Raw genomic sequence first — 25,536 nt, forward strand, 5'->3', positions numbered from 1 at the left:
TAATAAAAATTACCTTTTCCAACCAAACAGGAATGAGGTTTTCCGGAGGAGTAGCAACCCGGTTAACCTCTATAAAGGAGACATGCAATGAGTTACGTCTATACGGCGTCGGAGCCGCTCGCGGCAACCGACTCCAGCTTTCGCCGGGCGCAATGGAGAATGCTGCTTGCGGCGATGCTTTGTTATCTGTTTTTCTACACCGGCAGGCAGACCTTTGGTTTTGCCATTCCAGGCATCCAAAAGGAATTTGGCTTTTCCAAGGAGACCTTGGGCTGGGTATCCAGTGCGATGTTGTGGGCGTATGCCATCGGACAGGCAATCAACGGCAATCTCGCCGACAAGTTCGGCGGCCGCCGGATCATGAGTTTAGGGGCCATTCTTTCCTGCCTGGCCAACTGGATCGTCAGCTTTTCGAGCGGATATGCGACCCTTATCGTTCCATGGGGAGTCAACGGCTACTTTCAAGCGTTAGGCTGGGCGCCAGGCAGCCGCTTGCTGTCAAACTGGTGGGGCATCGGCGAACGCGGGAAAGTATATGGTTTCTATGTGTTCGCCGCCGGTTGCGCCTCTGTACTTTCTTATGTCACGTCGATTGTCGTGCTCGACGTCATGCATCTTGACTGGCGATGGATATTCCGGATCCCCGTTCTTTTAATGCTTGGCGGCGGCATATTCTTCTATCTGGTTGCGCGCGAACGGCCGGAAGACTTGGGTTTCAAGCCGCTGGACACCGGCGTTGCCAACCAGGGAGATGCGGCGCACGCTATCCACGACGAGCAACAGGAATCTTCCTGGACACGGTATAAGGCCGTGTTGAATAACTGGCGCTTGATCGTGGCGGCCCTCTCCCTGGGTTTTCAGAACGCGGCGAGATACGGGCTCATTGTCTGGGTTCCCGTCCATTTTTTCGGATCGAACTGGGCGAAGTCGCCGGACGCTTTTATTGATCCCAAGTGGATCAGCGTCGCTCTTCCTGTGGGAATGGCCATCGGCGCGCTCAGCAACGGCTGGATATCGGACAAATTGTTCGGTTCGAAGAGATATAAGGCGATCATGCTCTACATGGTGCTGGGAGCGATAACCAGCGTCTGGATGTTTGCCATCCCCGGCCATTCGATGCTTGGAGTCATGGCGTTATTCCTCTGCGGTTTTTTTGTGTACGGGCCAGCATCATCGTTTTGGGCATTATGTCCGGATCTTGTCGGCTCGCGTCGCGCCGGCACCGCCACAGGCATCATGAATTTTTCATCGTATCTGTTTGCAGGCCTTGGTGAGCCGCTGATCGGACGATTGCTGGATCACTCAGGAAATACCGCACTGATCTTTCCAATTGTCGCCGTCAGCTGCGTAATCAGTGCGTTTGTTGCGATGTTCATCAAACGCTAGCAGGGCTGCCCGGCCGTCTCATGCCTGCTTGTCGGTCCGCAGCATAAGACAGCCGGTCCCTGCCGCAGGCTTTGTGTGCTTGCAGCTGCAGCTCCCTTATTCCCAAAAAACCCGAAAGGTTAAATCATGTCTGGCAATAAAACCCTGCAGGTCAACGGCCGCAGTTACCCGTGGATGGCTCAGCCTGTCGTCGTCGTATGTGTCGACGGTTGTGAACAGGAATATATCAATCAGGCAATCCAGGCTGGCGTCACCCCATTCCTGAAAAAGATGGCAGCCCAGGGAACCGTGCTTACCGGCGACTGCGTAGTGCCCAGCTTCACCAACCCGAACAACCTGTCGATAGTCACCGGAGCACCGCCTTCGGTGCACGGCATCTGCGGCAATTATTTCCTGGACCGCGAAGCAAATCAGGAAGTCATGATGAATGACGCCAAATACCTGCGCGCCGGTACGATATTTGCGGCCTTCTCCGACGCTGGCGCCAAGGTTGCCGTAATTACTGCCAAGGATAAATTGCGCAGTTTGCTTGGCCACAAGATGCGCGGCATCTGTTTCTCGGCAGAGAAGGCCGATCAGGCCACGCTAGAGCAAAACGGCGTGGAGAATCTGCTGGAACTGGTCGGCATGCCGTTGCCGTCGGTGTATAGCGCCGAATTGTCGGAGTTTGTATTCGCCGCCGGCGTCAAGCTGCTGGAAACGCAACGTCCGGACCTCATGTATCTTTCCACCACCGATTACATCCAGCACAAGTTTGCCCCGGCACGGCGGGCGCCAATGCCTTTTACGCCATGATGGATCACTACCTGACCCAGCTCGATGCGCTGGGCGCGGTGATCGGCCTGACCGCCGATCATGGCATGAACGCCAAGACCGACAGCGCCGGCACGCCTAACGTAATTTATCTGCAGGACCTGCTGGACGCCAATGTCGGCAATGTCGGCAATGGCAGAACCCGCGTCATCTTGCCGATTACCGATCCCTATGTCGTGCACCACGGCGCATTGGGCTCTTACGCCACCGTATACCTGAATGATGGCGCGAACCTGGCGAGCGTTTCACAGCAGGTGCGCGCGATTCCTGGCATCGAACTGGTGTTGACGCGCGCAGAAGCCGCTGCCCGCTTTGAGCTGCCCGAGGACCGTATCGGCGACCTGGTGGTAGTCAGCGAACGCCTGACGGTGATCGGCACTTCTGCCAGCCGCCACGACCTGTCCGAGCTGAAGTTGCCATTGCGCTCGCATGGCGGCATCTCGGAGCAGCGTGTGCCACTGATGTTCAATCGCAAGCTTGGGGCGATTCCTTCTGACCACCGGTTGCGCAATTTCGACGTGTTTTACCTGGCGATGAATGCTGCCGCCTGAGTTCTGTATTGCGCCGCTGGGCGAAACGAATGGTATCCGGCAGTGATGCCGGCGATTAATTAATCTGGAGATGAAATGTCGATGCTAAGCGAATTGAAAAAAATCAAAGAAGGCGAACCACTGCGTCAGAAGATGCGGATTGCCGGCAGGCTGGCAGGCAACGAGCGCCTGATCGAGGTACTCAATCCCTACAACGGCAAGCTGGTCGGGACAATTCCGAAAGCGACGGTCGGCGATATACGCGATGCCTTCCGTACCGCGCGTCAGTTCAAATCGACGCTGACGCGCTTCGAACGCTCCAAGATCATGTTGCGCGCCGCGGAAATACTGCGCGCCAATACCGATGCCGTTTCCGACCTGATCACCGCCGAAGCCGGACTGTGCAAGAAGGATTCGCTGTATGAAGTTGGCCGTGCCTGCGATGTCTTCGTATTTGCCGCCAATCAGGCGCTGGTGGACGACGGCCAGGTATTTTCCTGCGACCTGACGCCGCATGGCAAGCAGCGCAAGGTCTACACCATGAAAGAGCCGTTGCTCGGCGCAATCTCGGCCATTACGCCGTTCAATCATCCACTGAACCAGGTCGCGCACAAGGTGGCGCCATCGATTGCGACGAACAACCGGATGGTGTTGAAACCGACCGAGAAGACGCCGTTTTCCGCCTTGCTGCTGGCAGATATATTGTACGAAGCCGGATTGCCCCCGGAAATGTTTTCGGTTGTGACCGGCGATCCGAAAGAAATCGCCGACGAAATGCTGACCAATCCCGATGTCGACCTGGTCACCTTCACCGGCGGCGTGCCGATCGGGAAATACATCGCCGGCAAGGCCGTCTACAAGCGCCAGGTGCTGGAGTTAGGCGGCAACGATCCGATCATCGTGATGGAAGATGCCGATATCGAAGAAGCGGCGACCCTGGCGGTGTCGGGATCGTACAAGAATTCCGGCCAGCGTTGTACCGCGATCAAACGCATGATCGTGCACCAGGCGGTGGCGGATGAATTTGTCGAGAAGCTGGTCGCCAAGACACGGGCGATAAAGTTTGGCGACCCGATGGACCCGAACAACGACATGGGAACGGTGATCGACGAATGTGCGGCGATTGAGTTCGAAGCCAAGGTCAAGGATGCCGAGCGCCACGGCGCCAAACTGTTGTATGGCAATATCCGCAACGGAGCCGTGTACTCGCCGACCGTGCTGGATCACGTGCCGGCAGATTGCAAGCTGGTTGCCGAAGAAACTTTCGGGCCAGTATCACCGGTGATCCGCTGCACCGATATTGCTGACGCCATCCGGATTTCGAACTCGACGCCGTATGGCTTGTCGTCGTCGGTGTGCACCAACCGCATGGACTACATTACCCGTTTCATCCGCGAACTGGAAGTGGGTAGCGTCAACGTCAGAGAGGTGCCGGGCTATCGTCTGGAACTGACGCCGTTTGGCGGCATCAAGGACTCTGGCCTCGGCTACAAGGAAGGCGTGCTGGAAGCGATGAAAAGCTTCTGCAACACCAAGACCTATTCCCTGCCCTGGAACTGAACGGCAATTGCCCTGCCGGCTCAGGCCGAACCAGGTGTGCCGATCAGGATGTCCTCATAAAACGCACCGACAGGCTCGGTCGGGTGGCGCAACTGGATTTCCAGTACCCAGACCGTGCTGCTCGGCACGATTTCCATCTCCGCCAGTTTGGCCGGGCCGAACAAGGCATGCGGGAAATCCGATATCCGATGCCCGGCCAGGTTGCGTTCCAGCTGCCAACCGCCGCGTGCAGCGGCAGTTTCGGCGAAATCGTATAGTTCACGTCCGGTCAGGCCGGTCTGCCAAGCCTCCTTGGCGGCTGTGAAGACATCGCGCGCCGCCTGCGCGCAGGCGCGGTGCAGGCCGTTCTCCCCGAAGACGACGGTGTCGCCGAAATCGCCTTCATAACCGTCCCACACCGGACCGAGATCGATCACGGCAATGTCGGTGTCGCGCAGCCTGCGATCCTGCTCCACCCCCTGGCGCGGCGTTCTGACAGTATCGTCGCCGAAACGGATATAGGTCGGATGCCAGGTATGCGAGGACCCCATCCTGCACAAATGATCGTTGGCCATCGCCACGGCTTCGCCGGTAGTCATGCCTACGCGCAGCTTGCCGACGATTTGCGCGAGCGCGCGGATCGACTGCTCGCGCGCCGCCAGCATGCCGTCGAGCGAATACTTCGGACCGACGCGCTCCCATACCGGATCGAAACTGCCCTGCGCCAACGGCACCGAAATTGCACCCGACGGCACGAAAGCTTCGGCGATGAAGTGATGCGCCTGCAAGCCCAGCGCCATGCAGCGCTCGCGCACACCGGCCACCATGGCCGGATTGCCGCAAGCATAAACGCGCGCACTCTGCCACACGTAAGAATCGGTTACGGCGAAGTCTTGCACATAACCTTGCCGGAAACCCTCCACAACGTGGCTTGCGGAGCTGACGACACCGTACCAGCTGAAGCGTGCATTGCGCGCAGACAGCCGGCCGAGAAATTCCCGGTCGTAAAAATCATCGACGCGCGGGCCGCCCCAGTACAACACGACAGGCGTCGTATCCTGATCAGCCAGCGCAGCCAGCAGAACCGGCTTGATGCCTGCATAGCCGGTGCCGGTCGCAAACAGCAGCAAGGCTGAATGCGCGCCGGGTTGCCAGGTGCAGGCGCCGAACGCGCCTTCGATGCTGAGCATGTCGCCGACGGCAAGGCGGTCCAGCATCTGCTCCGAAAAAAATCCTCCGGCCACGCGACGGATATGGAAGACAAGTTTGCCATCATCGTCTGCGGGGATATTGGCGACAGAAAAGCAACGGCTGCTACCGTCGTCAAGATAAAATTTCACATACTGGCCTGCCCTGATGGACACCAATTGCGCGCGGCGTGGCGCCAGCACCAGTTGCGTGACGTCAGGCGTTAATATTTCCTTTTTCAGGATCTCGGCTTCAAAGCGCAATGCCTGTGCAGCCAGCGACCAGCCGGGGATGTCGATGCACATGTCGCCGCAGGCATGGCTCTGGCACAGCAGCATCTCATCGCCCGCCAGCGGATAAGGCGTACCGGCAGCGATATAGGGATTGCTTTCATGGGCGCCGCTGAGCACCTTGACCTTGCATGATCCGCACTCGCCACGGCGGCATGAAAACGGGATCGAGATGCCTTCGGCCAGCGCCGCATCCAGCAACAACTCGTCTCCTGCGGCAAAGGTGATGCCGGATTGTCCCAATGTGATGGTATGTTGGCCTGGCATCGTATCCCCTTGCGCTAGTGAAATAAGTGACGAACCATTATGGCGTTAGAATAGGACCATTGAAACCTCCAGATTTGAATAATCCACATGGTCCAGATGAGAAAATGGCAGCTCTTGCTTAACCTTGATCTCGACCATCCAGGCGGTAAAGCTTCCTATCGCAAGATCCTCGACTGCCTCATCGACGCCATTCAAAGCGGCCGTCTGGAGCCGGGAACCGCCCTGCCCGGCACGCGTGAACTGGCAGACATCCTTGACGTCAATCGCAAGACCGTGATCCTGGCTTACGAAGAAGGCGTCATCAAAGGCTGGCTGGTCAGTGAACCGCGCCGCGGAACGTTCGTCAATACGCTGTTTGCCTCGAAGACGGCGCCGCCCGACAAGCCGCAGAAGAAACGCAGCGTCTCTGACGACGAACGCTTTGCGCCGGATTTCATCGCGCTCGATTTGCCGCCTTACTTCAACGATCTTTACGTTCTCTCGGCGCGCACGGGCAGAACGCGCGACACCATGTATTTCGACAACGGCGCGCCGGATCATCGCCTGCTGCCGCAAGCCGTGCTGCATCGTTATTACCGCAACGCGATGAAAGCTGCCTTCAAATCCGATTGGGTCAAGTACGGCAACCATGAATCGGCCGAGCAGTTGCGCACGACGCTGGCCGAAATGCTGCGCACCACGCGTGGCCTGGCAGCCAACTCATCGAATATCTGCCTTACGCAGGGCACGCAGATGGCGCTGCATCTGGCTGCCGGGGCGCTGCTTCGCCCGGGCGATGTTGTACTGGTGGAACGGCTCAGTTACCCGCCGGCATGGGCGATATTTCGCGCACTCGGTGCGCAGATTGAAGTGGTCGACGTCGATCAGGACGGCTGCCGCGTGGACCAGGTCGAGGCGCTATGCCTGCAGCGGCAGGTACGATTGATTTATCTGACGCCGCATCACCAGTTTCCGAGCACGGTCAGCCTGCGTGTCGACCGTCGGCAAAAATTGCTGGCGCTGGCGCAGCAGCATCGCTTCACCATCATCGAAGAAGACTACGACCACGAATATCACTTCGACGGACGGCCTTACCTGCCGCTGGCCAGCGATGCACGACAGCGCAACGTGATTTATATCGGTTCGCTGTCGAAGCTGCTGGGTTCGTCATTTCGCTGCGGCTTTGTAGTCGGCCCCGAAAACCTGGTCGGCGCGCTGAGCAAAAATCAGTTGCTGATCTCCACCCACGGCGACGCCGTCATGCAAAAGATGCTGGCCGATCTGATCGCCGACGGCGAACTGCGCAGGCATGTGCGGCGCGTCTCCAGACTCTATCGCGCCCGCAAGGACGCCTTGCTGGAATCCTTGCATCGCCATTTCGGAGAGCGCATCACGCTGCGTAATCCCGAAGGCGGACTGGCCGTGTGGACCACCTTCAGGGAAGATATCGACGTCGATGCAATGGTGCGGCATGCCGCCGGCAAACAACTCTTCGTGCGCAGCGGCCGCCAATTCTCGCCGCTCAATCAACCGGTCAACGGTCTGCGACTGGGATTTGCGTCGATGACGCCGGATGAACTGGCGCTGGCGGTCGGGCGATTGCACGAAGCGTCACAACAGCGATGAGTGACCGGCAGGCGGCGTTGCTCGCAACAGCTGTCTTGGCATCAACACTGGATTTCTACAGCGATGCGAAAAAAGCGCAGCCGACCAGCTGGCGGCTGCGCTCTTCTCTACCACTCCTGGCCAGGGCGCCAGGTTTACGGTTGCGACTGCAGGTAATGCTTCACATCGTCAAATGTCACCTTGCCCCTTTTGTTGACATCGATCTTGCCGAAATTGTTGGCGACATAACCCAACCCGCTCTTCTGCGCCTGCGTCTGGGTCAGCGCCCCCGTCTTGGCGACGTCGGCAGCGTCAAAGTTTGATTTCAGGCGGCTCATGGCTTGCCCCTGCAGTACTGCGCCGGTCGACGCCGGAGCGGCCGGCGACGCTGGCCTTGCCGCCGGGAAGAACGGACCTTCCACGCCATGTTTCACGCTCGCGGCCGGGGTCGCAGCGGCATCGCTGGCTTGTGCCTGGCCTGCTATTGCACAAAGGGCAAATATCATTAGATAAAATGTATTTTTCATAGGATTTCCTATACGCCTTTCTTCATCATAGTCGATCCGGACGCCGTCGGCGCCGGTTCTGCGTATTGCCTCGCATTCCTAAGGTGTGCCTGCAGGTCCCATGTCGGACCACGGCGCCGGCAGCTCTGCGAACGTCATGGCGCCGGCGATCCGCCGACCTTCGTAATAGTTCACCAGATCGGCTTTCATGCGCGGCCGCGAGGTGTCCTCAAGGTAGATCATGTGGCCGCCGGCATAATGCGTCACCTGGATGTCGGGCCGGATGCCGGCTACGCTTTTCAGCCGCCCCAGGTCTTTCTCGGTCATGAAGAATGGCGTGACCAGGTCGTGGTAGCCATTTTCAACCAGCACCTTGATATGCGGATTGAGCGTGATTTCAGCCAGCAGATCGGGGATGGTATCCGGCACCGGCAAGCCGCCATGACTGAAATCCCAGTTGATGTTGGCGGCATCGCTCAAGGTTACGTAGGTGGTGTTCGGTGCGGTGTACTTCAGGTAGTCCGGCAGCTGCTGGCTGAGGATTACCGGGAACGGCTTGGCGATCAAGGCATCGGACGGATCGGAATCGCCCACCAGCATCGGGCTGTCGTTCGGCACCGACACCCGGCCGTCGTAGCCGCCGATGGTCGAACCTGGCACCAGCGCGGTGTTGAGCGGGTTCGGCCCCAGGTAGGCTTGCAAGGCGCTGACGTTGATATCGCTCTGGCGCGACATTTGCGCATACACCGCGGGCGTCGGGAATACCGGCGGGTTGGCCAGGCCGAGGAAAGTCGGGCCGTAAGGCAGGAATTCGGCGTAACGGCGGGTCGAGAAATCGCGCATGCGCCAGGCAAAGCTGCGCACCCCGAACGGCGGCGGCGTGACCTGTCCGAAGAATGCCGCTACTTCGGCATAACCCGGCAGCAGCGACACGGTGTAATCGGTGGCCCGCTGCAGGTCTGAAGCGCTTGGATACTGGTCGTTATAGTCAAGTATGCAAGACTGCAGGACGATGCCGCTCAGGCGCACGCCAGCCTGTTCCAGCAACGGCGCCAGCACATCGGTACGCGGCGTGCCATAGGATTCGCCGTAGAGGTAGATCGGCGAACGCGGACGCGGGTTGACCGCCAGATAGCGCAGGATGAAATCGCGCATCACGCCTGCATCTTGGTCGACGCCCCAGAAGGTTTGGTTGGTGTTGGGCAGCACCGCTTCGGAAAAGCCTGTGCCGGGCGGATCGATGAACACCATGTCGGTGGTGTCGATCAGGCTCTCCTGGTTATCCACCAGCGGAAAATTGGGCCAGCCGGTGGTGTACGGGTCTGGCGTGGCGACCCGGCTCGGCGCGAAGGAACCCAGGCGCAGCCAGATCGACGACGACCCCGGCCCGCCGTTATAGAAGAAAGTGACAGGACGCGGCCACGGTCCCCGGTTCTTTGCGGTATAAGCCACATAGAACATCGATGCCTCCGGCTTGCCGCTGGCGTCGGCCGCGGTCAGGTGTCCGGTGGTGGTGGTGTAATCCACACGCTTGCCGCTTTCGCGGTAAGTCAGCTGGTGATAAGCAACGGCTGCCTTCTCGTTGACAATGGACGCCGCCAGCCCGTCAGTGGGGCCGTAGGCATAAGCGGTGTTATCCATGTAAGGCTGGTCGGGCGGCAACCTTTCAGCCGCCGCCGGCGTTGAAAAAGCCGCGCAGAACCCGGCAAGCAGCGCCAGCGCCGCCGCTGCGGCTCGCATGTTGCTTCGGATTGTCTGAGGAGAGGTGCTGGCATTCATGGGACGATCTGTTTTCATCTCTAGCCCTTTCTTGTTAAAGACGTGCCGCCTGGCGGCGACACAACTGGGTGATTTGACTGACAAACGCGCTACCGTTACTTCGCCATCGCTTGCTGTGCCAGATAGGCTCCTGGTCGTTGCCGGCAAGCTGTTGCTCTCCCTTTTTTCAATTCGCCATGGAACAGGCGAGTCCTGTCCGAGCGACCGGTTCGGTGCTTCATCGATAAATTCAGATTGGATTGGCAGCCGCAAGACCTTGCGACCTGGCAGGCGAATCTCATTGCAGCCGTAAACCGAGCGAGATTCGACCCTGCCACCTCAGAGGTATACTACAAAAACACATTTCTTCAAGGAAAGTTTCAATTCAGCCGGAGCATGGAATGCAGCCGCCTGGCCACCTCTCATTTACAAGTAAACGGCGACCGGACGCACTGAATGCAGCCGGTCGCCGTGCAAGCCGGCATAGCTCAAACAGGTTGTTGCTGAGTTGTGCAATGAATACCGCCGCCGCCAGCAGCAATCGCGTCAATATTCAGTTGCAGCACTTCACGCGAGGGGAACAGGTCGCGCAAAATATCGTAGGTATTCCGATCGGATTTGGCGTCGCCAAATTCAGCGACCAGTACGGCGCGATTGCACACATAAAAATTGATATAGCCTGCAGCAAATTCCTTGTTCTCATATTTGCTGCGCACAGTGGACGGCCCTGGCAACACCACAACACGCAATTTGCGCCCCTTGGCGTCAGTAGCTTTACGCAATATGTCCAGATGGCGTTTGGTTACTGCATTCTCGGGCGAAGAAGAGTCAGGCTCGTAGCCTGCAAGCACCACGCCAGGGCCGGCAAAGCGAGCGTAGAAATCGGTATGGCCGTCGGTGATATCTTGCCCTGCGATCCCGGGCAGCCATACGATTTTTTCCAGGCCGAGCAAACGCATCAGCTCGGCCTCGCATTGCGCTTTGCTCACGCCAGGATTACGGTTGCGATTGAGGACGCAACTCTCGGTGATGATCGCGGTGCCCTCGCCATCGACTTCGATGCCGCCGCCCTCCAGGATGAGCTTGCTTCGCAATGGCCTGGCGCCGGTCTGTGCGCTTACGAAGCCGGCAACTTGGGCGTCGCGTTGGTAGTCCTGTTTTTCTCCCCAGCCGTTGAAATTGAAATTAACCGCGGCAATTTTCCCCTGCTCATTTTTAACGAATACGGGTCCGGTATCGCGCATCCACAGATCGTCAATCGGATGGATAATCAGCTTGGCCGCTGCACCGCATTTGCGGGCGGCGATCTCATAGTCCTCCTCCCGCACCAGCATGTTTACCGGTTCAAAAGCCGAAATGGCGTGGGCAATTTCGGCCAGGTTATCCTGGGCCCCTGCCTGCAGGCGCTTACCCCAGATTTCTTCCTCCGGCCCAAAAGCCATCCATGTCGCTGCATGCCGCTCTGCTTCGTCCGGCATGCGCCATTTGTCTCCGGCCGCAGCCAGGACCGGGCTGTTCAAGCCACCGAACAGGCCCGCAAACAGTACGGCGCCAGAGTTCCTAAGCCCATGTTCCAATACATCACGTCGTGTCGTCATTAATTCTTCCTCGGTAGCGGACCAACCCAATTCATTCAATCGATTTAGGCTATGCAAAGTGAATACAGGACGATTATGGCGCATGCTACACTTGAGGAATATTGATGTTTATTGGTTCGATTAATTAGATAATCTCATATGTCAGCCAGTCGGATCCCATCACTGAAGCTGTTGAGCGGCTTTGAAGCGGCTGCCCGCCTCGGCAATTTCTCGCGTGCGGCCGACGAGCTGTGCGTGTCGCAATCCGCAATCAGCCATCAGATACAACTGCTTGAAGAACAAATTGGCCAGCCGCTGTTTCACCGGATCGGACGCGGGGTGGAATTGAACGTTGCGGGAGAAGTCTTGCTGCAGAGCGTACAACGCTCATTTGGCACCTTGCACAGCGGTTTGACGCGCATCGCCACTTATCTGGATCCGGGACTGGTTGTACTGGTGTGCCCGGCGCCATTGCTGCATGGCTGGCTGCAGCCCCAGATAGAACTCCTGCAAGACCGGATTCCGGGGCTATTCCCCTTGTTCTCGACAGATGAAACCGCACGTTTCATCGACGAAATCGATGTCGACATCACTATCGGAAACCGCCCGATCCAGCAACCGGGTCTAATGGAAGTGCCATTTTTGCAAGATGAATGGGTCGTTGTGGGCAATACCGCACTGGCCGCCGAGCTGATAGATGTTCCCCTGGAGCAGCATCATCTGCATACCGGCCTGGTTTGTCTGGAGGAAAGCCTGACCGACGATGCGACTGCCGGCATTTTTCGTCATCAGCTGGCGGCGTTCCGGAAACATGCGATCTACGACGACGTACGTCTATTGCTGGATGCGGTGTTGCGCAAACGCGGCATCGCCTGCCTGCCCTACCTGCTGGCGCACGACAGCCTGGTTCGCGGACAAATCGCCATCCTGCCCGGCTATCCGCGCCTTCCCGGCAGTACATGGTGGTTATCTCGCGTCGCCGGCCAGCCCCGTTCCAGCATGGTCGTGGATATCGTTGATTACCTGCTCGCCAATTCAAACAAGGACGTATAAATCAATATGCTGCATCAGGAATTTGAATCTCTCGAAGAGCTGCGGGATGCCATAAAGTGCTTTTGGTATAACAGAAGAGATTTCGGAGATGTGGAATCGAATTTTGAAGTGCTGCCTGACGGCTATGCCGAGATCATTTTCTACTTCGGAAGCACCTGCAGTATTTCCAGCAATGGAGGCTTACAGCCATTGCCATCGCCATTCATGATGGGACTGCTCAATCAGCCCGTTCTTTTAAGCGCGAAAAACCGTTTAGAAATCATTGGCATCAGGTGCTTTCCCTGGGCCGTGTTCGATCTGCTCGGACTGCCGTCCGGTAAAGGCGGAGTGCGTATATTCGAGCACCCTATCGCCCAGCTTCAATCCACATTGAATGAGTCGATTCGCGCCGGAAGGATAGATGAAGCGCTGGTCCAGGTAAAACAGTATTTCCTTGATGCACAGTCGCGGGTCGCCATTGACAGCATGTTATTCAAAGCGGGAGTCGCCATGAGCGCAGCAAACGGCACCATGCCGGTAAGCCAGGTAGCGGCGGCGGCTCATGCGACCGTTCGTACATTGGAAAGGAAATTCAAGCGATCTTCCGGCCATAGCGTTAAAGACGTGTCCGGCCTGATGCGCTTTGAGCAGGCGCGAAACCAATTATGGCTTTATCCGGATTCCAGCCTTGCCGGCTTGGCGCGTGAACTGGGCTATACCGATCAATCCCACCTGAGCAGGGAGTTCAAGCGCTACAGCGGTACTACGCCGGCTGCATTCGCGCGCAAAGCAAAGAAAGGCAAACAGGCCGTGGGCAGCGATTTTGTCGCGTTTGTACAAGCCTGACGCCGAAGCATTCAAGTATCTTGCGTATCAGTCATTCCACATGAAAGCTACGCTTGAAAACCACGCTTGAAAGCAAGAAATCCGCACAAGATCATTTCATTTACGATGTAATCATTGCCGGCGCAGGGCCCGTAGGCCTGTTCCTTGCCTGTGAACTGGCCTTGGCCAAGTGTGCCGTCCTGCTATTGGAAAAGGCGGAGGATCCGCACTCGCCCTTAAAGCAGCTCCCTTTCGGCATGCGAGGGCTCTCGGCCCCAACTATTGAGGCGCTTTATCGTCGTGGATTGCTAAAAGAACTTGAGCTGCCAAAACGCCTTAAAGATCCCCATGGCGCGCCAGCTTCCGTACAAGAGACGCAACTCCGTCGTCCAGGGGGCACTTCGCCGGCATTCAATTCCAATACGACAATATTGACACCTCACAGTGGAAGTACCGCCTGCCGAGCTCGATAGATACCAGTTTGTTGTCTGAATTGGGGGAGTTTGAATCGGTGCTGACTCGCCGCGCAGAGGCCTTGGGGGTAGAAATCAAGCGCGGGCTTGCCATTACCGGCTTTCAGCAAACCGAGGACGGGGTGACGGTTCAGTCAGGTGAGCAATTTTTTAAAAGCAAATGGCTCGTCGGTTGCGATGGCAGCCGTAGCGTCGTTCGCAAGGCCGGTGGTTTTGAGTTCGCAGGTACGGAACCAGAATTTACCGGCTACTCCGCACTGTTGGATATTGCCGACCCGGAGAAACTCGGCCCAGGCCGAAACGTGACACCAAGAGGGATGTACTTCCAATCCCAGCCGGGTTACCTGATACTCCAGGATTTTGATGCCGGGGCATTTCATCATGCAAAGAAACCAGTTACGCTTGAACACGTGCAGGAGGTCGCGCGCCGCATCTCGGATACCGACGTGACCATCAGCACCCTGCATATCGCAACCACCTGGACCGACCGTGCACGGCAGGTTACAAGCTACCGCAACGGAAGGATATTTTTAGCTGGCGATGCAGCGCACATCCATTCGCCGTTGGGAGGCCAAGGACTCAACCTTGGGCTGGGCGATGCCATGAACCTGGGCTGGAAGCTCGCCGCAATCGTCCAGGACAAAGCGCCTGAAGGTTTGCTGGACAGTTATCATGCTGAACGATACCCAATTGGCGCACAGGTTCTGGATTGGTCGCGCGCCCAGGTTGCCATCATGAGACCGGACCCGCATGCCCGCGCGCTGAACGCAATTATGCGCGACCTTATCAATACCCGTGACGGCGCCACCTATTTTGCAGGAAGGGTGTGGGGTATTCTCACGCACTACAATCTCGGCGGCGGCCATCCTCTGGCAGGCCACAGCGTTCCCAACTTTGAGTTCGAGGACGGTACAAGAGTCGGCGAGTTGATGCATGGCGGCCAAGGGATACTGCTTGATTTCGATATGAATGCTTCCCTCGAAACTTTGGCGAGTGAATACGGCGGCCGAATCAAGTATGTTCCGGGCCGGGCGAAAGAACAGCTGGACTTGAGCACTGTACTGATACGCCCCGACGGAATTGTCGCCTGGGCTTCTGACAGCAAACCTGACGAGCAATCAATCAGGACAGCGGCTGCTTTCTGGTTTGCCCGATAGTCTAGAACATGTGCCGCATGCCGAGCATGATGCCCGCCTGCCCTGTTCCCGCGACCGGAGTTGTGCCGCCGCCACCGCCGCTGACGGAATATCGGGCCTTTGCGCTATTGGCAAGGTAAGAACCTTGCGCGTAGAGTGCGGTGCGTTTGGACAGGAAATAGGTGCCGCGCAAAGTTCCCATCGCCGCGCGCGTGTCGTGGTCCTTGTTGATGATCCGGTATGCCTCGCCATCGACCAGGAGCGCCGGCGTCGCCAGATACGATGCGCCTATGAAGAACAGGTTCGAGCGCACATCGGCCACCGCGGCCGATTCGGTATCGACGCGGCGATTCAGCCAGCCTGCGCTGATTTTGGCGTCTCCGAATTTCGCGTATGCGCTTATATGTGCGCGTGCGTCCTTGTCAGAGCTGCTCGCGAGTACTGTCGGCGCCACGCCGTCAAAAAAATTGGCAGCGGCATTCGGACCGCCGCGTTGCTCTTCATACGATGCGGCGACGCCGAAGGATGCTGCATCGTACTTGCCCATCACCGACCAGTCCCGGCATGCGGTGGCGGCGCCAGGCAGGGAACCGGCGCAAGTGCCCGCCCCGGGCGAATTCCCGGTGCCGGCGGCATCGCGCCCGAACGAGTAGCCGGCGCCAAGCGTCAGGTTGTGCAGCGTATTGACATAGGTAACCGAATTGTCGGCGCGGGCATTCGGCACATAGGCGTCCAGCGAGCCGAGGCCGTAGATGTCGGGGCCGATGAGGTCGGCGCCGGCCAGCGCCAGGTAGGTCATCGTATATTGCCGCCCGAATGCTAGCGTGCCCTGCGGCCCCTTTATCCCGACGAAAGCCTGGCGCCCGAACAGCCGCCCGCCTTGCCCGGAATCGCCTGCACGCACGTTGAAACCGCTTTCCAGGGTGAACACCGCGCTGTAACCGCTGCCGAGATCCTCGGTGCCGCGCACACCCCAGCGCGAGGGCAACTCGCCCGTGACGCCTGGCATGCGCAGCACGTGATCGCCTGCTGCATTCGCATGCGACACATATTCGATACCGGTATCGATCACCCCATACAGGGTTACGCTGGTTTGCGCTACGGCGGCCGTGCTTGCCGCACTGAGTGCGCTGCACATAAGAATGCGTTTGGACGTTAACATTATCGAACTCCCCAGGCAGTTATTATCGGATTTTCACGAAAGCATCAGTCATTCGCACGCGGCCGCTGCACCAGCAGCAGTGCTGCCGCCGCGGCCACCAGCGTGACAGGAATGCTGGCGCCGATGACAATGGCAGAACTGCTGCCCATCGCCAGCAGCTGGCCTGCTGCCAGCGGTCCGGCCACAGAACCAATGCGGCCGACAGCCACGGCGGCTCCGACGCCGGTGCCGCGCATCGCAGCGGGATAGAAGGCGGCTGACAGCGCATACAGAACCGACTGCCCGCCAATCACGAACATGCCGGCGCAGAACGCTGAAACTGTTAGCGCAGTGAAGCCAGGCGCCATGGACAAGGCGGCGAGCGAAGCGATAATGCAGATGTACATGCCTGCCACCACGGCCCTGGGAGGCATGCGATCCATCAGCATGCCGATGAACAATGCGCCGAGGCCACCGCCTACGTTGAAGAAAATCTGCACGTAGCCGACTTCGGGGCGCGTCAGACCGCGCGCTGCCATCAACGATGGCAGCCAGTTAAGCAGGAAATAGAGGACAATCAGCGTGCAAAAATAACTGATCCAGATCTGCAGCGTTGATATGGCCCGGCCGTCGCCGAAGAGTATCGCGCCGACAGGATCAGGTCTCGCCTTGCCGTCGCGCGACGCTTTCGCGAATGCCTTCGATTCAGGCAGGAATAACAGAAGCAGCGGCACCAGGACCAGCGGACCCACACCGCCGACGTAGAAGATATGGCGCCATTCCGCATCGCCCGCACTCGATACACCGATGGCTGAAGCGATCACGCCGCCGAATGGAATGCCGCAATACATCACGCTCACAGCGGTGCTGCGCAAGCGTGGCGGCACCGCTTCCGACGACAGTGCAATCAGGTTGGGCAGCGCGCCGCCCAGGCCGATGCCGGTCAGCACCCTTACAATCACCAGCGTATGGAAATCGCTCACCAGGGCGGTAGCGATCGATAGCAGGCCGAACAGGCAGGCCGATATCACCAGCACGCGCTTGCGCCCGATGCGGTCGGCAAGGCGGCCGCCGAACATTGCGCCAGGCAGCAGGCCGAAGGTCCCGGCGCTGAACGCCAGGCCCATCTGCGCCACCGACAATCCGAACTCATGCGCCATGCGGGGAGCGGCGACGCCGACCGACTGCAAGTCGAGCCCCTCCAGCAGCGCGACGGCAAAACACAGGCCCAATGTAGTCAGCGCTCCGGACCTGGCAACCGACGTAGTGGCCATGCCCTTATCCAACGATTCTGTTCCGAACGCTTTCATATTAATTATCCCTATTAATATTGAATATTGCGAAATGGTTGCCGATATGGCTTTGATGCATACAGCTAGCGCTGCAGCCAGGCTGGCCGCACAATGTCCGTTTTTATCTGCCGGGCGCAACAATCACACGCGGGTCAATGGGGCCGGGAGCGTGCAATGCTTCGATCAGGTCAGCCCGATGCTTTTGCACCATGCCCTGGTTGATCGAGCCCTTGTCGGTGATTTCTCCAAGATCAAGCGAAGGCGGCGCCTCGAGAACCAGCAGGCGGGCGATAAATGTCGTTGCTCCCGTCGACTGCCGGTTCAGGCGCGCCAGGAGATCGGCGAAAAATGCCCGCACCGGCCCGGCGTTGAGCACTTCGCTCAGATTGGCGTCAGGCGCAAGTGCAGCAAGCCGAAAACAATCATCAATGCGCGGGAATACCAGCAAGCCGACTTCCCCGCGGTTGATTCCGGTGACGACCGCGTCCTGTACATACGGCGCACCTTCCGATACTGCGCGAGCGCGCAACGGCCCGACGCTGACGAACGTGCCAGAGTTCAGTTTGAAATCTTCGGCAATACGGCCGTCAAACTGCAAGCCGATCTCAGGACGTTCAGGATCGACAAATTTTGCCGCGTCTCCGCTGCAATAGAAACCCTCTTCGTCGAACACTTGTGCGCCGGATGCTTCGTGACGCCAATATCCGGCCATCACGTGGGGGCCGCGAAAACGCAACTCCAGCTTGCCGCCTACCGGCGCCAGTTTTGTCTCGCAGCCTGGGGCCGGCAATCCGATGTAGCCTGCGCGCGTGCCTGTTCCGGTGGTGAACAGGCAGCAAGGCGAGGTTTCCGTCATGCCAAGGCCGGCCATGATGCGGATGCGCTCGCCGCAATATTGCTCCGTGACCCGTTCCAGCCGGCTCCAGGCCGCCTGCGACAGCCCTGCCCCGCCGAAAAAATACAGCTTCACGCGGGCAAAGAAGCGTTGCCGCAATACCTCGTCCGTTTCCAGCGCGATTGCGAGTTCTTCCCAGCCCTTGGGAACATTGAAGTAGGCAGTCGGCGATATTTCACGCAGGTTGCGCAACGTTTCCTCGAACTTGCCGGCGACCGGCTTGCCGTCGTCGATATAGAGCGAACCGCCGTTGTACAAGGCAATGCCGAGGTTATGGCTGCCGCCATAGGTGTGATTCCAGGGCAGCCAGTCGACCAGCATCGGCGGCTCTTTCGCGAACTCGGGAAACGTTTGCAACAGCATCTGCTGGTTACTGCACAACATGCGATGCGTGGTCGGAACCGCCTTGGGCTGCCGGGTGGAACCTGAGGTGAAGAGGATTTTGGCGATCGTACCGCCATCTATGCGTGCGGATACCGTATCGATGCTGGTCGGAATGTGCTCAAGCAAGCTGCCGACCGTGATGGAACGAGGCGTCGCCTGGTTCGTCGCCAATATGGCGTCGGCCGGGACAGTTGCATCGATAGCACGCGAGAACATCGCATGGTCACTTGCGTATACCAGCCCCGGATGCAACCGTTCCAGCATATAGCGGAGTTTGCTGAAATCGCTGGAAACCAGTGAATAAGCCGGCGACAGCGGTGCGAACGGGATACCGGCCAGCATTGCGCCGAAGGCGAGCTGCAAATGCTCCAGGTCGTTGCCGGACAAGATGGCAAGCGGCCGATCCGGCGTCAGGCCGAGATCGAGCAGCGCCTGGCCGATAGCTCGCGCACGCTGCAACATGTCGGCATAAGTGATCGTGATCCAAGCGCCGCTGTGGTCTCGGCGCGCCACCAGGATCCGCTCCGGATGCGCTTGCGCGCCGCTGACCAGGCGGTCAGTCAGGCGCAATGGGAATGCTTGCAACGGCTCGGCCGAACGTAAATACCAGGCATCGCCTTTCCTGGCGATTTCGGGTGCAGCGGTAGTCACCGCCACATCCCTGTAGCGAACACCCATGCCAGTTTCAACACTAGTCATGCTTTTGTCTCCTGCATTTCTGTTGTGGTCCGCCTTTCTGCATGAAGGCGTTGCGACCAGTGGTCATGATTGCATCCGGTGTTAGACCGGATAGTGCCGAGCCTCGTTCTGGATCGTGATCCAGCGCAAATCGGTAAATTCGGCAATCGATGCTTTGCTGCCGAAGCGTCCATAACCGCTGTTTTTTACGCCGCCGAAGGGCATTTGCGCCTCGTCGTGGACGGTGGGTCCGTTGATGTGGCAAATGCCGGATTGAATCTGTTTTGCGACGGCCAGCGCACGCGAGATGTCGCGGCTGAAGACAGCTGATGCAAGCCCGTATTCGCTGTCGTTGGCCAGTTGCACTGCTTCCTCGTCGCTGTCCACCCGCTGCACCGTCACTACCGGACCGAACGATTCCTCGCGATAGATCCGCATGTCTGGCGTAACGCCGTCAACGATAGCGGGCTGCATGACAGCGCCTTCGTACCTGCAGCCGACCGGCAAGCGCGCACCCTTGGCGCTGGCATCTGCAACCAGTGCCGCCACACGCGCTACTGCGCCGGCGTCGATCATGGCGCCGAGTACGCTGGTTGCCGCAAGCGGATTGCCGGCGACCAGGGATTGCGCCTTGGCGGCGAGCTTGTCGACGAACGCATCGGCAATCCGGCGATCCACGATCACACGCTCGGTCGACATGCAGATCTGGCCCTGGTTGAAAAATGCGCCAAATGCGATGGCGTTCACGGCAGCGTCGAGATCGGCGTCGGCCAGCACCAGCACAGCGGCCTTGCCGCCGAGTTCCAGCAACACCGGCTTCAGATGCTGCGCGGCGAGCTGGGCAACGATGCGTCCCACATGCGTCGAACCCGTGAAATTTATGCGGCGCACATGGCGGTGTGCAATCAGTCTTTCGACAATCGCCGCTGCGTCCTCCGGTGCATTGGTCACCACATTGACCACCCCCGCGCCGAGCCCGGCCTCAAGCAGGACCGCGCCGATCATCGCGTGTACCGCAGGGCATTGTTCCGACGCTTTCAATACAACCGTGTTGCCGCACGCCAGAGGCATCGCCAGCGCCCGTGTGCCAAGGATCACGGGCGCATTCCAGGGCGCGATTCCGAGCACCACGCCGCATGGCTGGCGCAGCGCAAACGCAAGATTGCCTGGCACGTCGGATGGAATCACGCTGCCGTCGATCTGGGTCGTCATCGACGCCGCCTCGCGCAGCATGTTGGCCGCCAGCATGACGTTAAAGCCGTACCAGTTCGGCATCGCGCCAGTCTCGCTGACGCCGGCCGCGATGAAATCGCCAGTGCGTGCATCCATCAGGTCGGCGGCTTTGAGCAGCCGCTTGCGGCGCTCGGTCGGCGCCAGTGCAGCCCATGCCGGAAACGCTGCCTGGGCGGCTTCCACCGCCGCATCGGCATCCGCCAGGCTGGCAGCTGGCGCACGGGTGGCGATGGCGCCGCTCAACGGGTTACGCCGCTCGAAGGTACGGCCGTCGGCGGCTGGCAGCTCCTTGCCGCCGATCAGCATGCTGATTTCGTTCATTCGATGGTCTCCTTTATAGTTATCGGACAGCGCCGTCGATTCAACGCTTATAGGCTTGCAGGCCGGGCTTGATCGCCTTGTCGTCGAGGAACTGCTTGAGGCCTTGTTCACGGCCTTGTTCGGGATCGCGCAACTGGGCCTGGTCGAGCTTCGCATACAGATAGTCTTCCGATTGCTCCCAGGTCAGTTCACGCGAACGCTTGAATCCATGTTTGGCGGCACGCAATACGACCGGGTTTTTTTCGAGCAGCTTGGCCGCCAGTGCGATGGTTTCGGCGCGCAGCTGCGCCAGCGGCACGCTCTTGTTGACCAGGCCCATGTCGGCCGCTTCGGCGCCGGTAAACGTGTCGCCCGTCATGATGAAATGCAACGCGCGCCGATGGCCTACCGTGTCCGCCATCGCCTTGCTCACCAGGTTGCCAGGCGGTATGCCCCAGTTGATCTCCGACAGGCCGAACACGGCTTCGTCGGCAGCAAGCGCCAGGTCGCATGCCACCAGCGGCGAGAATCCACCGCCGAAACACCAGCCGTTGACCATCGCGATGGTAGGTTTTGCATACATGCGCAGGCGCCGCCATTGCCATTCCGAAGCGTCGCGACGGATTTTTTCCTGCAGAATCTCGGGGCCACCGTCGACTTCACGGAAATATTCTTTCAGGTCCATGCCTGCAGTCCAGGCGGCGCCATTACCGGTCAGCACCAGCACCTTGGCGGCGTTGTCGAGTTCGATGGCGTCGAGCACCTGCAGCATTTCGCTGTTGAGCGTAGGGCTCATTGCATTGCGTTTCTCTGGGCGGTTGAACATTACCCATGCGATGCCGTGCTCGACCTTCACCTCTACTGTTTTCCAACGACCTTGGTAAGCGCTCATATCTAGTTCCTTATGAATATCACAAAAAAAAACTGGCGATGCCGGTTGCCGATCACCATCCTTGGAATTCACTTTATATCAGGTAGCCTGATATGTCAAACACGATTAAGTCGATAAAACAAAAAAACTTTTAAAAGAAAACGGGGAGTATCAGGCGCGCAGGTTGCGCACGAACAGCTCGAGGTAACTCTGCACGGAGCTCGCTACGTCCGGCGCCATGCCGGCAAGCATCTGGCCTTCGATCACGCTTACCGCTTGCTCGCATTGGCGCAGGATTGCGCGGCCCTCATCGGTAAGCTGGAGCAAGACGATGCGCCCGTGGGTCGGATCAGGTTCCTTGGTAATCCAGCCTCGTGTCGCCATGGCGTTCATGACTTCGTTGGCTGATTGCGGCGTGATCAAGGAACGTTCCGCCAGCTGGGCATTCGATGCCTGGCCGCCTGCATCCAGAACCGACATGACGGTGAATTGCCCGATGGTCAGGCCGAGCGGGGCAAGTGCTTCGGATATCCGGCGCCGGATGATCCGGTCAAGGCTGCCGATGACATAAGCCAGCCGCAGCTTGGGATGGGGTTTGCGCGCAGTGGCATCTTTCGGAGCTGGCTTGGGTTTTCTGGTCATTAATAAGGAAAATGAATCGGAAAATGAATCGGAAAAATGGTCAGAATTTGCCGAATCTTAACATGCAGATTCATATTGATACCCAGGCCATGCTGGTCTGGCAGGAAACCCTGTGATTATTTTCCATTAAGCTCAGTCGTCGATTCCAGCAGGTCACGTTATATTTTCATGGGAATAACGTAGTATACGTTTCAACCATAATTTCCCCAGTTGTGAAACCACTTGAAAAACCTGCCTTGATGCGTATTCATACCGTAGCCGAGCCTCAATTCTCATTGCCTCCATGTTTATAAGACAACTCAAATACCTGGTCACGTTGGCAGACGTAGGACATTTTTCGCGCGCTGCAGAAGCGTGTCATGTGTCACAGCCGGCCCTTTCCAATGCCATCCGCAACCTCGAAAAGGAACTTGACCTCAGCCTGGTGCGCCGCGGCAGGAATTATGAAGGCTTGACGACAGAAGGCGAACGGGTTGTCGGCTGGGCCCAGCAGATGCTGTCGAGTTACGACGCCATGCGCCAGGAGACGGTCGATGCGCATAAAAACCTGTCCGGGACATTGCGTATCGGCGCCATCCCTACCACCATGCCAGTCGTCCCTCTGCTGACCCAATCCTGCCAGGAGAGCTACGACCAGATCAAAGTCACGGTCCTGTCCTTGCCTTCCGATGAAATTGCGCGCCGCCTGGATACCTGCGACATCGATATAGGCCTGACTTTCATGGACGATAAATCGATGGACGGCTTCCAGGTTTATCCTTTGTTTGTTGAGCGCTACGTACTTGCAGTGCGCGACAATTCCGTGCTGCAAGGCCGTAAATCGTTGACCTGGGCCGAGGCGGCAGAACTGCCCTTGTGCTTGCTGACTGCAAACATGCAAAGCCGCCGCATCGTCGATGCGGCCTTCCGGCGCGCAGGAGTTAGTCCGCGCATCCGCATGGAAAGCGATTCGATTTTCGCCCTGTATTCACAGCTGCGCTGCAGCGATTTTTGCGCCGTCGTGCCGCACAGCGTGCTGAGCCTGATCGAGTTGCGGCAGGAAATCACCGTGGTGCCGATCACCCCTGCACTCTCGCGCGACATCGGACTTGTAGTGCGCCGCCAGGATCCCTACTCGCCGGTCATCACGGCCGCACTGGAAATGGCGCTCAAGACGCCGCTCCAGGCGCGCTTCGACAGTTTGATAAGCGGCATGTATTAAACGATTGCTTTACGGTATTGGATCGTTGACGCCTAACCGCCCAGAATCCTCCCTGTCCCTTTGCTTAAAGACCAGCAACGGCAACGACATAAACCTACCAGGAGGATTCAAATGGCAAAAATTGTCTGTGTTCTGTATGACGACCCGGTCACCGGCTATCCGAAAACCTACGCCCGCGACGACCTGCCGCAGCCGGAGCGCTATCCGGATGGGCAAACCCTGCCCACGCCGAAAGCCATCGATTTCAAGCCTGGCGCATTGCTGGGAAGCGTCTCGGGCGAATTAGGCCTGCGCAAATATCTCGAAGCCCAGGGCCACCAGCTGGTAGTCACTTCCAGCAAAGATGGCGATAACAGCGTCCTCGACCGCGAACTGCCGGATGCCGAGATTGTCATTTCGCAGCCGTTCTGGCCGGCGTACATGACTGCCGAACGCATCGCCAAGGCGAAAAAACTGAAAATGATCGTCACCGCCGGCATAGGTTCGGATCACACCGACCTGCAAGCTGCGATGGAACGCAACATCACTGTCGCCGAAGTGACCTACTGCAACAGCCACAGCGTAGCCGAGCACGTGGTCATGATGATACTGGCCCAGGTACGCAATTACATCCCGTCCTATAACTGGGTGGTCAAGGGCGGCTGGAATATCGCGGATTGCGTGGCGCGCTCCTATGACCTCGAAGCCATGAATGTCGGCACGGTCGCCGCCGGCCGCATCGGCTTGCGGGTCTTGCGCCTGCTCAAGCCGTTCGACGTCAAGCTGCATTACCTGGACCGCCACCGCCTGCCTGAGGCCGTGGAAAAAGAGTTAAACCTGACTTATCACTCCAACCTGGAAAGCCTCAGCAAGGTATGCGACGTCATCACGCTCAACTGCCCGCTGCATCCGGAAACGGAGCATATGATCAATGAGAAGTCGCTGAAGAATTTCAAGCGCGGCGCCTATCTGATCAACACCGCACGCGGCAAGCTGTGCGACCGCGACGCCATCGTCGGCGCACTGGAGAGCGGGCAACTGGCTGGTTATGCCGGCGACGTCTGGTTCCCGCAGCCGCCTCCGAACGACCATCCATGGCGGACCATGCCGCACCATGGCATGACGCCGCACATCTCGGGCACCAGCCTTTCGGCGCAGACACGCTACGCGGCGGGTACCAGGGAGATCCTGGAGTGCTACTTCGAAAGCCGGCCGATCCGCGACGAATATCTGATCGTACAAGGCGGCCAGCTGGCAGGTGTCGGCGCGCATTCCTACAGCAAGGGCAACGCCACCTCCGGTTCCGAAGAGGCAAGCCGTTTCAAGAAAGCCTAACCCGGCAGCTGGCCTGGCAATCCAGGCCAGCTGCAATTCCGTGCATGGGAATCCGATGAGCAATCTCCAGGAACAAACTCAACTTGGCAGGCCGCGCACGGCTGCCGCACCTTATAAACAGGCGCTGCTTGGTTTTTCCGGCGGCTTCTGTGCGATCGGCCTGCTAGGGCTGCTTGGACACCTGTCTGGCGCACCGCTGCTGATTGCGCCGTTCGGAGCGTCCAGCGTGCTGCTGTTTGCAGCTCCCGAAAGCCCGTTCGCCCTGCCCCGCAACCTGGTTCTTGGCCACCTGATCGCGACCTTGGTCGGATTATGCGTTTTCATGCTGGCAGGCAGCGGCCTCTGGCAAATGGCTTTGTCGGTCGGCCTGGCCATAGGGCTGATGCAGATAACACGCAGCGTACACCCGCCGGCTGGCGCCGATCCCCTGGTGATCATGCTAAGCGGGACGGCGACACCGATGTTCCTGCTTTTTCCAGTATTGATCGGCGTGCTGCTGTTGCTGGCGATCGCGCTGGCGTTCAACAATTTCTTCCATGACCGGCGCTGGCCGGCGCGCTGGCGCTAGAAAAAAACAAAAAGCCGGGCGCCATACTGCGGCGCCTATTTTGAATGACCAAATTGTCATTCATTTGTAATGCTTTTGCCCTCCCTCCTGCCCTACTCTGGATTCCTGGAGTT

Annotated in this window: 20 protein-coding genes and 1 pseudogene; 11 read left to right on the plus strand and 10 right to left on the minus strand. The window is 58.6% G+C overall.

Going from position 1 to position 25,536, the window contains the following annotated elements; all coding sequences use genetic code 11:
* Window positions 1-87: 87 nt before the first annotated feature.
* The 3 genes and pseudogenes from CFter6_RS12210 (at window position 88) to phnY (ending at window position 4,289) form a co-directional block, all read left to right on the plus strand.
* Window positions 88-1,386 carry an MFS transporter gene (locus tag CFter6_RS12210; RefSeq protein ID WP_061540153.1) on the plus strand — a complete coding sequence of 433 codons (1,299 nt, stop codon included), beginning with the start codon at window positions 88-90 and terminating at the stop codon, window positions 1,384-1,386.
* Between the two features lie 126 nt (window positions 1,387-1,512).
* Window positions 1,513-2,750 (plus strand): annotated as a pseudogene (phnA, locus tag CFter6_RS12215) (phosphonoacetate hydrolase).
* 81 nt (window positions 2,751-2,831) lie between these two features.
* Window positions 2,832-4,289: a phosphonoacetaldehyde dehydrogenase gene (phnY, locus tag CFter6_RS12220; protein WP_061542342.1), complete on the plus strand. Its 1,458-nt coding sequence runs from the start codon at window positions 2,832-2,834 to the stop codon at window positions 4,287-4,289.
* Window positions 4,290-4,309: 20 nt separating this feature from the next.
* On the opposite strand, the gene CFter6_RS12225 is transcribed toward phnY, so the two are convergent.
* A complete protein-coding gene (locus tag CFter6_RS12225) occupies window positions 4,310-6,013 on the minus strand; it encodes an NAD(P)H dependent flavin oxidoreductase family protein (RefSeq protein WP_061540154.1) in 1,704 nt (567 codons plus the stop codon).
* Window positions 6,014-6,100: 87 nt separating this feature from the next.
* Between CFter6_RS12225 and pdxR the strand changes: the two genes are divergently transcribed.
* Entirely contained in the window at window positions 6,101-7,618 is a 1,518-nt protein-coding gene (gene pdxR, locus CFter6_RS12230) for a MocR-like pyridoxine biosynthesis transcription factor PdxR (protein WP_061540155.1), read from the plus strand.
* Between the two features lie 134 nt (window positions 7,619-7,752).
* On the opposite strand, the gene CFter6_RS12235 is transcribed toward pdxR, so the two are convergent.
* The 3 genes from CFter6_RS12235 to CFter6_RS12245 all read right to left on the minus strand — a co-directional run bounded on the left by CFter6_RS12235 (window position 7,753) and on the right by CFter6_RS12245 (window position 11,459).
* Entirely contained in the window at window positions 7,753-8,124 is a 372-nt protein-coding gene (locus CFter6_RS12235) for an EF-hand domain-containing protein (protein WP_061540156.1), read from the minus strand.
* Window positions 8,125-8,202: 78 nt separating this feature from the next.
* Entirely contained in the window at window positions 8,203-9,843 is a 1,641-nt protein-coding gene (locus tag CFter6_RS12240) for a S10 family serine carboxypeptidase-like protein (RefSeq protein WP_082814731.1), read from the minus strand.
* 506 nt (window positions 9,844-10,349) lie between these two features.
* Window positions 10,350-11,459 (minus strand): agmatine deiminase family protein, encoded by a 1,110-nt coding sequence (locus CFter6_RS12245; RefSeq protein WP_061540158.1) that lies wholly within the window; start codon window positions 11,457-11,459, stop codon window positions 10,350-10,352.
* A 138-nt stretch (window positions 11,460-11,597) separates the two neighbouring features.
* On the opposite strand from CFter6_RS12245, the gene CFter6_RS12250 reads away from it, so the two are divergent.
* The 4 genes from CFter6_RS12250 to CFter6_RS12260 are packed head-to-tail and all read left to right on the plus strand — an operon-like array spanning window position 11,598 to window position 14,925.
* Window positions 11,598-12,491, plus strand: a complete 894-nt coding sequence (locus CFter6_RS12250; RefSeq protein WP_061540159.1) for a LysR family transcriptional regulator — start codon at window positions 11,598-11,600, stop codon at window positions 12,489-12,491.
* Window positions 12,492-12,497: 6 nt separating this feature from the next.
* Window positions 12,498-13,316 (plus strand): helix-turn-helix domain-containing protein, encoded by an 819-nt coding sequence (locus tag CFter6_RS12255; RefSeq protein ID WP_061540160.1) that lies wholly within the window; start codon window positions 12,498-12,500, stop codon window positions 13,314-13,316.
* A 53-nt stretch (window positions 13,317-13,369) separates the two neighbouring features.
* The gene (locus CFter6_RS26820) at window positions 13,370-13,768 is read left to right on the plus strand and encodes an FAD-dependent oxidoreductase (RefSeq protein WP_335340277.1); all 399 of its coding nucleotides are present in this window, start codon (window positions 13,370-13,372) and stop codon (window positions 13,766-13,768) included.
* An 8-nt stretch (window positions 13,769-13,776) separates the two neighbouring features.
* Window positions 13,777-14,925, plus strand: coding sequence for an FAD-dependent monooxygenase (locus CFter6_RS12260; protein WP_335340278.1), 1,149 nt, complete (start codon window positions 13,777-13,779; stop codon window positions 14,923-14,925).
* Window position 14,926: 1 nt separating this feature from the next.
* On the opposite strand, the gene CFter6_RS12265 is transcribed toward CFter6_RS12260, so the two are convergent.
* The 6 genes from CFter6_RS12265 to CFter6_RS12290 form a co-directional block, all read right to left on the minus strand.
* Window positions 14,927-16,066, minus strand: coding sequence for a porin (locus tag CFter6_RS12265; RefSeq protein WP_061540161.1), 1,140 nt, complete (start codon window positions 16,064-16,066; stop codon window positions 14,927-14,929).
* Between the two features lie 44 nt (window positions 16,067-16,110).
* Window positions 16,111-17,319, minus strand: coding sequence for a 3-(3-hydroxy-phenyl)propionate transporter MhpT (gene mhpT, locus CFter6_RS12270; RefSeq protein WP_150118729.1), 1,209 nt, complete (start codon window positions 17,317-17,319; stop codon window positions 16,111-16,113).
* A gap of 139 nt (window positions 17,320-17,458) precedes the next feature.
* Entirely contained in the window at window positions 17,459-19,315 is a 1,857-nt protein-coding gene (locus CFter6_RS12275) for a feruloyl-CoA synthase (RefSeq protein ID WP_061540163.1), read from the minus strand.
* 81 nt (window positions 19,316-19,396) lie between these two features.
* Entirely contained in the window at window positions 19,397-20,848 is a 1,452-nt protein-coding gene (locus tag CFter6_RS12280; protein ID WP_061540164.1) for an aldehyde dehydrogenase, read from the minus strand.
* Window positions 20,849-20,888: 40 nt separating this feature from the next.
* Window positions 20,889-21,719, minus strand: a complete 831-nt coding sequence (locus CFter6_RS12285) for a p-hydroxycinnamoyl CoA hydratase/lyase (protein WP_061540165.1) — start codon at window positions 21,717-21,719, stop codon at window positions 20,889-20,891.
* 150 nt (window positions 21,720-21,869) lie between these two features.
* Window positions 21,870-22,340 (minus strand): MarR family winged helix-turn-helix transcriptional regulator, encoded by a 471-nt coding sequence (locus tag CFter6_RS12290; RefSeq protein WP_061540166.1) that lies wholly within the window; start codon window positions 22,338-22,340, stop codon window positions 21,870-21,872.
* A 283-nt stretch (window positions 22,341-22,623) separates the two neighbouring features.
* Between CFter6_RS12290 and CFter6_RS12295 the strand changes: the two genes are divergently transcribed.
* From CFter6_RS12295 to CFter6_RS12305, 3 genes are all read left to right on the plus strand, one after another.
* Window positions 22,624-23,541 (plus strand): LysR family transcriptional regulator, encoded by a 918-nt coding sequence (locus CFter6_RS12295; RefSeq protein ID WP_061540167.1) that lies wholly within the window; start codon window positions 22,624-22,626, stop codon window positions 23,539-23,541.
* A 111-nt stretch (window positions 23,542-23,652) separates the two neighbouring features.
* Window positions 23,653-24,855, plus strand: a complete 1,203-nt coding sequence (locus CFter6_RS12300) for an NAD-dependent formate dehydrogenase (protein WP_061540168.1) — start codon at window positions 23,653-23,655, stop codon at window positions 24,853-24,855.
* A gap of 55 nt (window positions 24,856-24,910) precedes the next feature.
* Window positions 24,911-25,423: an HPP family protein gene (locus tag CFter6_RS12305; protein WP_061540169.1), complete on the plus strand. Its 513-nt coding sequence runs from the start codon at window positions 24,911-24,913 to the stop codon at window positions 25,421-25,423.
* The last annotated feature ends 113 nt before the right edge of the window (window positions 25,424-25,536 follow it).

The sequence above is a fragment of the Collimonas fungivorans genome (assembly GCF_001584145.1).
Classification (GTDB): domain Bacteria; phylum Pseudomonadota; class Gammaproteobacteria; order Burkholderiales; family Burkholderiaceae_D; genus Collimonas; species Collimonas fungivorans.